Source organism: Nitratidesulfovibrio oxamicus (assembly GCF_015731765.1).
Taxonomy (GTDB): domain Bacteria; phylum Desulfobacterota; class Desulfovibrionia; order Desulfovibrionales; family Desulfovibrionaceae; genus Cupidesulfovibrio; species Cupidesulfovibrio oxamicus.
This window is the reverse complement of the sequence record NZ_VRYY01000573.1, coordinates 1-12,662: the sequence shown is the minus strand read 5'-3', so window position 1 is coordinate 12,662 and position 12,662 is coordinate 1. Positions and strand designations below refer to the sequence as shown.

General features: G+C 66.3%; 12 protein-coding genes and 1 pseudogene. 1 reads left to right on the top strand and 12 read right to left on the bottom strand.

Annotated features, from left to right (window positions below):
* From FVW20_RS15770 to FVW20_RS15715, 12 genes and pseudogenes are all read right to left on the bottom strand, one after another.
* Positions 1-510 (bottom strand): annotated as a pseudogene (locus FVW20_RS15770) (hypothetical protein); the annotation flags it as partial.
* Positions 507-797 (bottom strand): Sec-independent protein translocase protein TatB, encoded by a 291-nt coding sequence (gene tatB, locus FVW20_RS15765; protein WP_196610350.1) that lies wholly within the window; start codon positions 795-797, stop codon positions 507-509. The pseudogene FVW20_RS15770 and the gene tatB, both read right to left, overlap by 4 nt.
* 195 nt (positions 798-992) lie before the next feature.
* Complete coding sequence (gene guaA / locus FVW20_RS15760; RefSeq protein WP_196610349.1) at positions 993-2,540, bottom strand: glutamine-hydrolyzing GMP synthase; 1,548 nt, start codon at positions 2,538-2,540, stop codon at positions 993-995.
* Positions 2,541-2,789: 249 nt separating this feature from the next.
* Positions 2,790-4,250: an IMP dehydrogenase gene (gene guaB / locus FVW20_RS15755; protein ID WP_196610348.1), complete on the bottom strand. Its 1,461-nt coding sequence runs from the start codon at positions 4,248-4,250 to the stop codon at positions 2,790-2,792.
* A 542-nt stretch (positions 4,251-4,792) separates the two neighbouring features.
* The gene (locus FVW20_RS15750) at positions 4,793-5,413 is read right to left on the bottom strand and encodes a tetratricopeptide repeat protein (RefSeq protein WP_196610347.1); all 621 of its coding nucleotides are present in this window, start codon (positions 5,411-5,413) and stop codon (positions 4,793-4,795) included.
* The gene (locus tag FVW20_RS15745) at positions 5,403-5,543 is read right to left on the bottom strand and encodes a CcmD family protein (protein ID WP_015946743.1); all 141 of its coding nucleotides are present in this window, start codon (positions 5,541-5,543) and stop codon (positions 5,403-5,405) included. The genes FVW20_RS15750 and FVW20_RS15745 overlap by 11 nt, the downstream gene beginning before the upstream one ends.
* A gap of 30 nt (positions 5,544-5,573) precedes the next feature.
* Complete coding sequence (locus FVW20_RS15740) at positions 5,574-6,260, bottom strand: cytochrome c biogenesis protein (RefSeq protein WP_196610346.1); 687 nt, start codon at positions 6,258-6,260, stop codon at positions 5,574-5,576.
* Between the two features lie 288 nt (positions 6,261-6,548).
* Positions 6,549-7,226: a heme exporter protein CcmB gene (locus tag FVW20_RS15735; RefSeq protein ID WP_167128749.1), complete on the bottom strand. Its 678-nt coding sequence runs from the start codon at positions 7,224-7,226 to the stop codon at positions 6,549-6,551.
* Positions 7,220-7,891, bottom strand: coding sequence for an ABC transporter ATP-binding protein (locus FVW20_RS15730; RefSeq protein ID WP_196610351.1), 672 nt, complete (start codon positions 7,889-7,891; stop codon positions 7,220-7,222). The genes FVW20_RS15735 and FVW20_RS15730 overlap by 7 nt, the downstream gene beginning before the upstream one ends.
* A complete protein-coding gene (locus FVW20_RS15725) occupies positions 7,891-9,825 on the bottom strand; it encodes a heme lyase CcmF/NrfE family subunit (RefSeq protein WP_196610345.1) in 1,935 nt (644 codons plus the stop codon). Before FVW20_RS15725 ends, FVW20_RS15730 begins: the two co-directional genes overlap by 1 nt.
* A 215-nt stretch (positions 9,826-10,040) precedes the next feature.
* A complete protein-coding gene (locus tag FVW20_RS15720; protein WP_196610344.1) occupies positions 10,041-10,463 on the bottom strand; it encodes a cytochrome c maturation protein CcmE in 423 nt (140 codons plus the stop codon).
* 523 nt (positions 10,464-10,986) lie between these two features.
* Positions 10,987-12,024: a hemolysin family protein gene (locus tag FVW20_RS15715; RefSeq protein WP_196610343.1), complete on the bottom strand. Its 1,038-nt coding sequence runs from the start codon at positions 12,022-12,024 to the stop codon at positions 10,987-10,989.
* Positions 12,025-12,306: 282 nt separating this feature from the next.
* Between FVW20_RS15715 and FVW20_RS15710 the strand changes: the two genes are divergently transcribed.
* A partial coding sequence (locus FVW20_RS15710; RefSeq protein ID WP_196610342.1) for an HAD-IIIA family hydrolase occupies positions 12,307-12,662 on the top strand: 356 nt, incomplete at its 3' end.

Genomic DNA, 12,662 nt, shown 5'->3' with positions numbered 1-12,662 from the left:
GCCGTCCCCGGGGGGGGGGGCGGATCCGCTCTGGTCGGCAGATGACGCGGCGTCGGGGGCGTCCCGCCCGGCTTCCTGACTGGCGGCGGGGGGCGCGTCGGAGCCGTCCGGCTCATAGTCGGGCAGCACTGCGGCGGCGATCACGCTCTCGACGGAGCGAGGCTCGCCCGGTTCGACTTCCGCTGCAGCGGAATCCGCCGGGGCGGCGTCGGCAGCATCGCTGGCGGGCGCATCAGAAGGCGCTGGGGCCTTCGCCGTGGCTTCATCTATGGCGCCGCAAGAGGCGTACGCCAGCTCGGCATCGGGGGCTGCCTGCAGCGCGGGTTTCCGCTCGCAAGCGTCGATGGCGTCCAGCGCAGCGGCGCATCGTTCCGCAGCGTCCGGATCGTACGCGTCAGGATCGTACGAGTTCGGGTTCGGGGCGTCCGGTCCGCCCGTTGCCGCACGCTTCTCGCGATCACCTTCGGACACGGGCTCCGCCTTGGCGGCGTCCTTGTCGTCCCGGCTCATGCGTTCTTACCGTTGGCTTCGGTGGCGGGCTTGGCGGACTCGGCCTTGGGGGCTTCGGCCTTGGTCTTGTCGTCGAAGAATTCCTTTTCGGCTTCCTTCTTGCGGCGCTCGTGATCCTCGAGATCTATCTCGGTGTTCAGCGTGCGCTGGAAGTCTGTGGAAACCCGGCGGAATTCACCCATGGCCTTGCCCAGGGTGCGTGCGATGTTGGGCAGGTTCTTGGGACCAAGGACAATGAGGGCCACGACCATGATGACCAGAAGTTCCGTGCTGCCGATGCCGAACATTGAAGACAGACCGCCTTGGTTGCAGTGCTGCGGGCCTGAGCCGGGATGACCGGCCATGCCCCGTGGGCGCCGCGCCGTGGCGCGGCCCTTCGGCCAAAGGTGGCGGGGGCGTCACGGGGGCCTTGCGGCCCCCGTGCGTCCGCCGGGCGTTCATCTAGGGGCGCCCCCTGGCGCACCTTGGCGAACGCGGTCCGCCTATTCCCATTCGATGGTGCTCGGCGGCTTCGAGGAGATGTCGTAAACCACGCGGTTCACGCCCTTTACCTCGTTGATTATCCGGCTCGAAATACGCTCAAGCAGTTCGGAAGGCAAGCGCGCCCAGTCAGCCGTCATGGCGTCCACGCTGTCCACGATGCGCAGGGCGATGACATGCTCGTAGGTGCGGCCGTCGCCCATGACGCCCACGGTCTTCAGCGGCAGCAGCACGGCGAAGCCCTGCCACACCTTGCGGTACCAGCCGGAGGACATCAGCTCGGCCTGCACGATCTTGTCGGCCTTGCGCAGGATGTCCAGGCGTTCCTCGGTGATCTCGCCGATGACGCGGATGGCAAGGCCCGGACCGGGGAAGGGATGGCGCCAGATGATGAAGTCCGGCAGGCCCAGCTCGCCCGCCACCTTGCGCACTTCGTCCTTGAACAGTTCGCGCAGCGGCTCGATGAGCTTCAGGTTCATCTTTTCCGGCAGGCCGCCCACGTTGTGGTGGCTCTTGATGACGGCGGAAGGCCCCTTGTGCGACACCGACTCGATGACGTCGGGGTACAGGGTGCCCTGCGCCAGGAAGTCCACGTGCCCGAGGGCCTTGGCCTCCTCGTCGAACACCTCGATGAAGGTGTAGCCGATGATCTTGCGCTTCTGCTCGGGGTCTTCCACGCCTTCCAGCTTGTCGAGGAAGCGGCGCTGGGCCTGTACGTACTTCAGGTTCAGGTCGAAGTGCTCGCGCAGGTAGTCCACCACTTCCTGACCTTCGTTCAGGCGCAGCACGCCGTTGTCCACGAAGATGCAGTGCAGGCGCTTGCCGATGGCCTTGTGCAGCAGCACGGCCACCACGGTGGAATCGATGCCGCCCGAAAGGGCGCACACCACGTGGCGGTCGCCCACGGTTTCGGCCATTTCCTTGATGGCGCGCTCGACAAACGACGACATGGTCCAGTCGGCCTTCAGCTTGGCCACATGGAACAGGAAGTTGCTGATGATGCGGGCGCCTTCCTCGGTGTGGTGCACTTCGGGGTGGAACTGCACGGCGTAGATGCGGCGGGCGTCGTCGGCCATGGCCGCCACGTCCAGGGTGGAGGTGCGGCCCACCACGGCAAAGCCGGGCGGGGGCGTCTTGACCTTGTCGCCGTGGCTCATCCACACGCGGGTGGGGGCTGACTTGTCGATGCCGTCCCACAGCGGGCAGTCGCCCAGCAGGGTAAGGTCGGAGGGGCCGTACTCGCGGGTTTCCGAGGTGGCCAGCTGGCCGCCCAGGTTGTGCCCCAGAAGCTGCATGCCGTAGCAGATGGCCAGAACCGGCACGCCAAGCTCCAGCAGGCCCTTTTCCAGGGTGGGGGCATCGGCCTCGCCCACGCTGGCCGGGCCGCCGGACAGGATGATGGCGGCGGGCTTCATGGCGCGCACCTGATCCGCCGTGACGATGCAGGGGTGGATTTCGGAATAGACGCCAGCCTCGCGCACGCGACGGGCGATGAGCTGCGTCACCTGCGAACCGTAGTCGATGATGATGACCTTGGTCTGTGCTTCCATGTGCTGTCCTCTGTCGCCCGCGCGGGGTGCATCGGGCAATCGTGATATGCGTTGTGAGGCCGTGATGTCTGGTTTGGCGTTTGCGCGGAGGGCATTCTTGCCTTTCTCCGGCGGTGCGCGCCCCTGGCCGCGAAGGGAGTTTCGGTTCAGGCAAGGAAGGCGAGGGGCGGCAAGGGGAGCGCACTCTTCCGTGCGTGACCCGCGCCGCCGCCGATGCCTGACGATGCCGGAACCGAAAATGCCGAGCGGCTAGTTATTGTCGATGCGGTAGTTGGGAGATTCCTTCGTGATGATCACATCATGGACGTGGCTTTCACGAAGCCCCGCCGCGGAGATCTCCACGAACTGCGCCTTTTCCTGCAATTCCCTGATGTCCGCCGCGCCCACGTAGCCCATGCCCGAGCGCAGGCCGCCCACCAACTGGTACAGGCTTTCGGCCACCGGGCCCTTCACGGGCACGCGCCCCACGATGCCTTCGGGCACCAGCTTCTTGCTCTTTTCCTGGAAGTAGCGGTCGGAGCTGCCTTCCTTCATGGCGTCGATGGAGCCCATGCCGCGATAGATCTTGTACGAGCGGCCCTGATACAGAATGGTTTCGCCCGGGCTTTCGTCGGTACCCGCGAACAGGCTGCCGACCATCACGGTGTCCGCGCCCATGGCGATGGCTTTCACCACGTCGCCCGAGAACTTCACGCCGCCGTCGGCAATGACGCAGCGGCCAAGCTCGCGCGCGGCGCGCACGGATTCGAGGATGGCGGTCACCTGTGGCACGCCCACGCCCGCCACGATGCGGGTGGTGCAGATGGAGCCGGGGCCGATGCCCACCTTCACGGTGTCGGCGCCCGCCTTCAGGATGCCCTTGGCCCCTTCGTAGGTGGCCACGTTGCCCGCCACCAGCTGGCACTTGGGAAAGGCGCCCTTGACCATCTCGATGGCGCGCAGCACGTTGCGCGAATGGCCGTGGGCGGAATCGAGCACCAGAAAGTCCACGCCCGCGCCCAGCAGCGCGCCCGCGCGCTCTTCGCAGTCCTTGCCGATGCCGATGGCGGCGCCCACGCGCAGGCGACCGTTGTCGTCCTTGCACGAGTTCGGGTACTTCTGGACCTTGTCGATGTCCTTCATGGTGATGAGGCCCTTCAGGCGATTGCCCTCGTCCACCACCAGCAGCTTTTCGATGCGGTGCGCGTGCAGCAGGTCCTTGGCCTCGTCCAGGGTGGTGCCCACGGGCACGGTGACCAGGTTCTTGCTGGTCATCACCTCGCGCACCTGGGTGCCTTCCAGGTCCTTGACGAAGCGCACGTCGCGGTTGGTCAGGATGCCCACCAGTTCCACCCCGCGCACCACCGGCAGGCCGGAGACGCGGTATTCGGCCATCAACTCCAGGGCCTGGCGCACGGAATAGTCGGGGTCGATGGTCACGGGGTCGATGATCATGCCGCTTTCGGACTTCTTGACCTTTTCGACCTCGATGCGCTGGCGGTCCACGGGCATGTTCTTGTGGATGACGCCGACGCCGCCGTTGCGGGCCATGGAAATGGCCATGCCGGAATCGGTCACGGTGTCCATGGCGGCGCTGAGCAGGGGAATGTTGAGGCGGATTTCGGGGGTGAGCCAGGTGGAGACGTCCACGAGGTCGGGGGTGACTTCGGAATAGCCGGGCTGCAGCAGGACGTCGTCGAACGTCAGTGCCTTGCACACGATCTTGCTCATGCTCTCTCTCCGGGCGGGTTGGTTGGAGCGTCCGGGCCGCGCGGCTCCGGACCGTTTTCCCCGTCTGCCTCCGAACGAAGGGCGGGTCGTTGGGCTTGGCAGGTTTGACAAATATGTCAAAATTTAATCAACCATCATATCTGTCAAGGCGCCGTATTGTCAAGATTCGGGTTGTTTCCCCAAACAGTGCCAGGCGGGCGGCATCGGACGGCAACAGACTGCGCCGGGCAAGGGTGGAGGCAGACAATCGAACCGGACAGGGGGTGATGCTCTGCCGTGCCGGACAGGGGGTGATGCTCTGCCGTGCCGGCCAGGGGGGGATGCTCTGCCGTGCCGGCCAGGGGGGGATGCTCTGCCGTGCCGGCCAGGGCCTGCGTGTGTTTCCCTGTCCTTTTCCTCTTGCCTTCATGTTGCGCCAGCACTTGCAATGCGGCATTGCCGGATGCCTGACCTTCATATCGCATCGCGGTCCCGTGCATGCGCGAAAGGGGCGGTGGTCCGCCCCTTCCTGTGAGTGTCGTCATGCTGCGGGGCTGCGCCCGCTACTGCTTCTTGTCCTGCGGCTTCTTGTCGCCATGCACGGCGGACTCCAGTTCCTGCCGGGCCTGGGCCTTGAGGTCTTCCGGGGCCTTGGGGTCATCCAGGATGGCCTTCAGGTGGGCGTTGCCCTTGGCTTCGGCCTTCATGTAGTGGCGGTACAGGATGCCCAGGTTGTAGCGCGCGGCGGGCTGGGGATCGATTTCGATGAGCCGCTCGAAGGTTTCCGCCGCCTTCTCGAAAGACTGTTGCTGGTACTGGGCGATACCCAGCATGTACAGCGGCTGCGGGTCGGCGGGCGAAGCCACCACGGCGCGGGCCAGGAAGCCTTCGGCGCGCGCCCAGTCGGAATGATCCAGAAAGTGCTGGCCAAGGGCGAACAGCGCGCCAGCGTCGTTGGGGTTCTGCTGCACCTTCTGCATCAGCGCGGAAACGATTTCCATCTCGCCCGAGTGTTCCCCTTCTTCCTGCGCGGCGGCCTGACGGCCCTGCTGCACCAGCGTGGGGTTGGACAGGCGGTACAGGAACGAGGCGCCCAGCATGGCTGCCAGGCCAACGCACACGGCCAGCAACACCAGTTTGCGACCGCCGTCCAGCGGATTCATGGTCAGGGTGCTATTTGTCATCGCCAAGCATCTCCATGTGGCGGATGCGCCGGTCCAGGTTCTGTTGCGCGCGGGCCATCAGGAACAGGTAGGCGCCGATGCCGAGCCACACGGCCGCGTTGGCGACCAGGAGCCATTGGGTGCTCTCCATATTTTTTCGAACCTCCTGCCTTTTGCAAGGCTAGATGGTGGTTTGCGTCGCAAGCACGTCGATGCGTGCCGCCATGCGCCGCTGCGCCGCGCGCAGCCAGGTCAGCGCCACCCACAGAAAGCCGAAGGCGACGATGCAGGCGATGACGGTGGTCTTCATTTCCGCTTCCAGTCCCCCGCCCTTGGATGCGAATACGGCGGGGTGGATGGAGCGCCACAGCCGGGCGGACAGGAACACCAGCGGCACGTCGAGGAAGGCCACGATGCCCACCACGGCGGAGACGGTGCCCAGCCGCTCGCGCGGCAGGTCGAGGGTGCGCAGCACAAGGTAGCCCGCGTACACGAACCACATGACCAGGGTGGTGGTCAGACGCGGATCCCACGTCCACCACACGCCCCAGGAATGGCGGCCCCAGATGGAGCCGGTGATGAGGGCAAGGCCGCTGAACAGCACGCCCACTTCGGCGGCGGCGCCGGACAGCGCGTCCCACTTCCAGTTGCGGGTGCGCAGAAAGGCGATGCTGGCCACGAACACGGTAAGGAAGCTGATCAGCGACCACCACGCCAGCGGCATGTGGAAGTAGAAGATCTTCTGCACGATGCCCATGGTCTGTTCCACGGGGGCGTACACGAAGATCATGTATTGGCAGAGCGCGAGGGCCAGGCCCGCGACAATGCCGACAAGGGGCATTGCGGGGGAAAGCCGGTTCGTTTGCATGGGTGCCTCGCTGCCGCCTGGGCGGCATTGTATTTCTTTTCCGGGGGAAGGGACCCTTTGCGCGTTGCGGTCCTCATCCGTAAGGCTCGCAACCTCGCCTAACGGCTGAGGCAAAGGGTCTCCTTCCCCCGGACCCCCATCCCCCCAAACTTTTTATAAGGGGATGTTCAAAGTTCACTACTTGTCCGGAATCGGACCGCGAAGCGGGCCGGTTCCGAAAATGGGGTCAAGGGGGCGTGCCCCCTTGCGGGGGCCAGGGGGCGGAGCCCCCCGATCAGTTGCTTTCAGCTATTCTTCCCCGCCGTACACGAAGGGAAAGAGCACGATGCCCGCGCCAAGGAACAGCGCGTCGAAGGCGGCCACCAACCCCAGCCACGATTCCACCCCCTCGGGGATGTCGTCGGCGAAGGCGGCTGCGCCCACCCGGATGCCCGCTAGCAGCACCGGGACCAGCAGCGGAAACAGCACGATGCTGAGCAGCGATTCGCGGGCGGCCTGCCCTTGCGACAGCGCGCCCAGCAACGCGCCCAGTGCCACGATGCCCACGTCCGCCAGCAGCACGGTGGCCAGGCCCACGTGCCACAGGGGCGACACGGTCTGGCCAAGGAAGACGATGGCGGCGGGCAGGAACACGGCCTGGGCGCAGAGCAGCAGGGTAAACCCGGCAATGCCCTTGCCCAGCCACACCGCCTGTACCGGCACCGGGGCCAGCAGCAGCCCGAAGCGGGCGCCGTTGGCTTCCTCGATGGCGAACAGGGTATTGAAGATGAGCACCTGACAGAAGGCGGACGCCAGCCAGAAGATGGCGGCGGCCCCCTGCGGGCCCATCACCTCGCCCACCCGCTGCGACAGGCTGAACACGAAGATCAGCAGCAGTCCCAGCAGCAGGGCTTGGACCAGGCCGGTGCCGCGTGACAGCAGCAGGCGCAGGTCTTTCGATGCGATGGCAAGGGCGGCGCTCAGCATGCCACGGCCTCCGGAACGTAGTCGGCGGCGGGGCCGCTGTATACCACGCGCTTGTCGGCAATGGCCAGCACCCGGTCGGCCCGGGCAAGGTCTTCGGCCACGGAATGACTGATCCAGACAATGCCCGCGCCCCGGTCGCGCGCGGCGGCGATTTCGCGGTGCAGGATGGCCATGGACCGGGTGTCGAGCCCGGTGCCGGGTTCATCCAGCAGCAGCAGCGACGGCGACAGCAGCAGCACCCGTGCAAGGTTCAGCCGCTGGGCCATCCCGCGTGAAAAGCCGCCCGCCCGCTCGAAGGCGAAGCGTTTCAGCTCCATGCGCTCCAGGGCGGCCAGCAGGGCCTCTTCGGAGCAACGCTCCGGTGCAAGGCCGTGCAGACGCGCCCAGAAGGCCAGATTCTCGAAGGCGGTGAGTTCGGGATAGATGAACGTCTGGTGCCCAAGGTAGCCAAGGGCGTCCCCGGAAGCGTCCGGGGCAGCGCCGTGCTCCACGCTGCCCGCGCTGGGCCGGGAAAGCCCGGCCATCAGCTTGAGCAGCGTGGACTTGCCCGCCCCGTTGGGGCCGGCCAGCAGCGTCACCGTACCGGCGGACACCTCGAACGAGACGTCCTTGATCACCAGCCGGTTGCCGTAGAACTTGGCGACCCTGGTCAGCCGCAGCAGCATCATGCCTCCTGCCCGTCTCCGGTGTCGCCGTCCTCGTCGCGCGACGAGGACGGACGGCGCAGGCCCCCCAGCCCCAGGAAGGGCGCGATGCACATCAGCGTGCCGCCAATCCACACCCAGTTCACCAGCGGGTTCACGCTGACCTTGAGGGTGGCCGCGCCGGAGGAATCAACCCCCAGCAGGGTGGCGTACAGTTCGTCGCCAAGGCCGAAGATGGTGGCCGCTTCGGCATAGGCCTGGCGGTCGAACTTGGCGTACAGGCGGCGCTGGGGCGACAGCACGCCCACGGGCGCGCCCTCGCGGGTGACGTTCAGTTCGGCCTCGATGAAGATGTAGCCCGCGCCTTCACCCTCGTACAGGTTCACGTAGCGCAGGTCGTACTTGCCCAGCTTTACCGTGGTGTCGCGGGGAATCTCCACTTCCTGTTCCAGCTTGTACGGGCCGGAAAAGGCCACGCCCAGCACCATCAGGGCCAGGCCCAGGTGCACGCCGTGGGCGGCCAGCGAGGCGTTGTTGCGCCGGACGTGTGCCTCTGTGGTGAGCAGGATGATGATGCCCGCCACGCAGGCCGCGCCCGCGCCCGCGCCCAGCGCGGCCATGGGCATGCGGTAGGTGTACCAGGTCATGGCGGTGACGGCGGCCATCACTCCCAGCACGGCCAGGAGCTTGGGCATGCTGCGCACGCCGCCCTTCCAGCCCAGCCAGGGGCAGATGGACAGCAGCACCGCAATGCCCGCGAACAGCGGCAGGCACACCCGGTTGTAGAAGGCGGGCTCCAGCCCCATGGGCTTTTCGACCCAGAACTTGCTGAACACGGGCCACATGGTGGCAACGAGGATGATGGCGGAAAGGGCCAGCAGCACCCAGGCCACCAGCACCAGGAATCCTTCGCGGCTGTCGATGCCGGAAAGGGGCTTGGCGTCGTCCTTGCGCCAGATCAGCGTGACCGCCACGGTAAGCGCGGTGGATGCAAGGATGAAGATCAGCAGCGGACGGCCCACGCCGCCGTCGCCGAAGGCGTGCAGCGAATCCACCACACCGCTGCGCACCAGGTAGGTGGCGAAGAAGGCGGAGATGGTGGTCAGCGCCATGAGCAGGATGTTCACGCGGTGCAGCTTGCCGCGCCGCGATTCGATGACCGACGTGTGCAGGAACGCGGTGGAGACCAGCCACGGGATGAGCGAGGCGTTTTCCACAGGGTCCCATGCCCAGTAGCCGCCCCAGCCCAGTTCCATGTACGACCACCAGCCGCCCAGCACGATGCCTGCGGTCAGGAACAGCCATGCCGTCAGGGTGAAGGGCCGGGAAATGCCCGCCCACGCGCCCTCGCGGCCATAGCCGTTGCTCATGGCCTGGGCCAGCGCGAGACAGCCGGGGATGGCGAAGCCGCCGTAGCCCAGAAAGAGCAGCGGCGGGTGGAAGATCATGCCGGGGTTCTGGAGCAGCGGGTTCAGGCCGTTGCCGTCGGCAGGGGCCGGGGCGGCGGTGAGGAACGGGTTGCTCCACGCGGTGAGGATGAGCAGGAAGAAGGCCATGACGGCCAGGAAGAACAGCCAGTACCACAGCTTGGTCTGGGGGCTGAGGTCGCGGTAGCCGTTGGTGACGGCGAAAATGACCCCGAACAGGGCCACGCACCACGCCCAGAACAGCATGGACCCGGCCTGCCCGGCCCAGAAGGCCGTCATGCGGTAGAACAGCGGCAGTGCGCGGTCTGTGTAGCTGGCGACGTAGACGAGCGAGAAGTCGAAGTTGACAAGGGCGTGCAGCAGCACCACGGATGACAGGGTCATGAACCCGGTCAGCATCAGGTGCGCTTTTTCGATCCACGGCAGCGCCGTGGAACGCCCTTGCCACAGTTGCGCGGCTGCCGCCCCGGCGAAGAAGAGGGCGAAAAGCAGCGATGCGACAAGCAGCAAGTAGGCGGAAAGGTGCATGAAGTCTCCTGCCGATATGTGAGGGATGTGCGGGTGCGGTGCGTCGTGCGGCCAGAAGCGGGTGCCGGTGGCATCCGCCATGCCGCGTGTTCCACATGTGTGTCGCGGACGCAGGGCGTGGGGCAAGGGGACGCGGCACGTGCCGGATGGCCATCCGTCAGCCGCAAGCACGGTACGGAAGGCTGGCCAGCCCGCGTCGCGTCAACCGCCGGGCATCATCCCTTACGGTTTTCTTTTTCGTATTTCGAGGGACACTTGGTCATCAGCGTCTTGGCGCGGAATTCTGCGGCGGCTCCGCCCTGGGGCATGCCGCCTTCCACGATGACCTCGACGCCTTCCTTGAAGGTATCGGGCACGGCCCCGCGGTACATCACCCGCACGGTCTGCCCGGGGTTGTCCTTGTCTTCGAGCAGAAAGCGCACGCCCGGCCCGTCGTCCAGCCTGGCGATGCCTTCCGGGGCAACCGTGCCGAACATGCGGATGGACTGCAACTTGTCCGAGGGCATGGCGAGGGCTTCCGAAACGTTCAGGAAGTACACGCTGTTCTGGGAAAAGCCCGAAAACACCAGATAGCCCACCCCACCCAGAAACAGGGCGAGGGCCACGAGGTACAGGCTTTTGCCGTTCTTCTTCGACATATGTGGTCCTTGTGGCTTCCCTTCCCGCTCCGGCGGTTTCGAATGCTGTTCCGACCATGTCCGGAAAGGAGGGAAGTGCGCCGCCGCATCACGCGTGGGCCGGGGGCTGTGCCGCCCATGCCGTTGTCGGAAGGGCCGTCCCTTTGGTCGCGCGGGCGCGTTCATGGTGCAGGCGCCGGTGGCGCCGCGCGGACGGCTGGCGTGGCCGCCCGCATGATCCGCCGGTCAGTGACCGGCTGCGAACTGTGTATCGTCTCGCGGCGCCGTGTGGCGGTGCCGGATTGCATCAGATGCATTCGCCTCTGGGGCGTTGCCGCGCGATGCGTCCGGAGCGGAGGCGAAGCACCCTGAAATGGCCTCGGTCCCTACGGAAATGTCGCGTACGGCTGCGTCTGGCATACGGCGTTTCCGCCGTTGTGGCAAGGGGGCAGCGTTCGTGCAAAGGCTTTCACATCACTGCATGTTCCGGGATAACATGTCGGAATCAGAGTGGATGCGGCAAACGCAACAATACTAACGATAACTATTCCTTCTGGCTCGTCAGTTCCGCGCGGCGGCGTCGGGCCAGTTCCTGCAAATCGTCCACCCTGTCGGTTTCATCCACGATTTCGCGGCCCAGTATTTCTTCCAGCACATCCTCCAGCGAGATGACTCCAGCAAGACCGCCGTACTCGTCCAGCACCACGAACAGGTGGGTGCGCGCATCCAGGAACTGCAACAGGGTGCGGTCCAGGGTCTGGGTGTCGGGTACGAAGTGCACCGGCTGCATCACCTCGGACAGGCGCAACGTGTCGTTGTCTTCCGCAACTTCCTTGAGCACCCGGCGGCGGGGGGCGATGCCCACCACATCCTCGTTGTGCTCGCCCCACACCGGCACCCGGCTGTAGTGCCAGAAGTCCGGCTGTTCGTGGGCCTCGGCCACGGTCATGGCGGCAGGCAGCGAAAAGACCACCGTGCGCGGGGTCATGATTTCGTGTACCCGCTTCTGGTCCAGCGACAGGATGTTGCGGATGGAAAGTTCTTCATACGGCTGGATGCGCCCGGCCCGGCGCGACAGGCTGACGATGGCCCGGATGTCGTCTTCCGTGGCGTGGGGCGCGCCGCCGCCGGGTGGAGTGAACAGCCGGGTGATGCGCCCGCCCAGCCATATGACCGGCATCAGCAGCGCCACCAGCACGCGCACCGGGCGGGCCACGTATTCCGAAAGCGGACGGGCATAGGTCACCCCCACTGTCTTGGGGATGATCTCGCCCAGGATCAGGATGAGCACCGTGAACCCGGCGGCAAAGGCGGCCATGTGCTCGTCGCCCAGCACGTCCGCCGCGTAGGCCCCGGCAATGGCGGCCCCCGCCGTGTTGGCCACGGTGTTCAGGGTGAGCACGGCGGTGATGGGCTGCTCGATGCGCGAACGCAGTTCGAACAGCACCTGGCCCGCCTTGCGCCCCGATTTGCGCAACTGCTCCACGTGGCTCCACGGCACGGAATACAGGATGGCCTCGGTAACGGAACAGCAGGCCGAGATGATGAGCGAAAGCGCAACGGCCACGGTGAGCGCAAGCATGTCATGTCCTGTGCGCCGATGCGCGGCGTACGTGTGTGGGAGTGCGCCGTCCGTGCGGATGTACCGCCGGGCGGAATCGACAGGAACGGGCGGGGCGGGCGCAGATACTGCCGGACCGCCACATCGGAAGAACCTATGCGGCTCGGCGTCGAATGGCAACGCAGGGCCGCACGATGGCCTATTGCCCGCGAGCCGCCCCTACCCGTCGTGGTCCGCCGCAATGCGCGGCGGCGGGCCGTCGCCTTGAAAAAAGCGGCCCGCCGTGCCACAAGTTGCCCCACCATGAACCGTGCATCAACATCCATCGCAATTCCCGGCGCCGTGCTGCTCGACCGCGACGGCACCGTCATCGAGGACCGGCATTACCTGTCCGACCCTTCCGGCGTCACCCTGCTGCCGGGCGCGGCCCGGGGGCTTGCCGCCCTTGCCGCCGCCGGGGCGCGGCTGTTTCTCGTCACCAACCAGTCGGGCATCGGCAGGGGCTACTTCACCGAGGCGGACCTGCACTCCTGCAACGCCCGGCTGGGCGAATTGCTGGGGGAGCACGGCGTGTCGCTGGCCGACACGGCCTTCTGCCCGCACGGCCCGGATGACGGCTGCGCCTGCCGCAAGCCCGCGCCGGGCATGTGGCTGGCCCT

Bases quoted from the DNA above. Each gene is read 5' to 3' on its own strand.
- guaA (WP_196610349.1), bottom strand. From the start codon at position 2,540: ATGGAAGCACAGACCAAGGTCATCATCATCGACTACGGTTCGCAGGTG.
- guaB (WP_196610348.1), bottom strand. From the start codon at position 4,250: ATGAGCAAGATCGTGTGCAAGGCACTGACGTTCGACGACGTCCTGCTG.
- FVW20_RS15715 (WP_196610343.1), bottom strand. From the start codon at position 12,024: ATGCTTGCGCTCACCGTGGCCGTTGCGCTTTCGCTCATCATCTCGGCC.
- FVW20_RS15735 (WP_167128749.1), bottom strand. From the start codon at position 7,226: ATGCTGAGCGCCGCCCTTGCCATCGCATCGAAAGACCTGCGCCTGCTG.
- FVW20_RS15730 (WP_196610351.1), bottom strand. From the start codon at position 7,891: ATGCTGCTGCGGCTGACCAGGGTCGCCAAGTTCTACGGCAACCGGCTG.
- FVW20_RS15750 (WP_196610347.1), bottom strand. From the start codon at position 5,413: ATGACAAATAGCACCCTGACCATGAATCCGCTGGACGGCGGTCGCAAA.
- FVW20_RS15745 (WP_015946743.1), bottom strand. From the start codon at position 5,543: ATGGAGAGCACCCAATGGCTCCTGGTCGCCAACGCGGCCGTGTGGCTC.
- tatB (WP_196610350.1), bottom strand. From the start codon at position 797: ATGTTCGGCATCGGCAGCACGGAACTTCTGGTCATCATGGTCGTGGCC.
- FVW20_RS15720 (WP_196610344.1), bottom strand. From the start codon at position 10,463: ATGTCGAAGAAGAACGGCAAAAGCCTGTACCTCGTGGCCCTCGCCCTG.
- FVW20_RS15725 (WP_196610345.1), bottom strand. From the start codon at position 9,825: ATGCACCTTTCCGCCTACTTGCTGCTTGTCGCATCGCTGCTTTTCGCC.
- FVW20_RS15740 (WP_196610346.1), bottom strand. From the start codon at position 6,260: ATGCAAACGAACCGGCTTTCCCCCGCAATGCCCCTTGTCGGCATTGTC.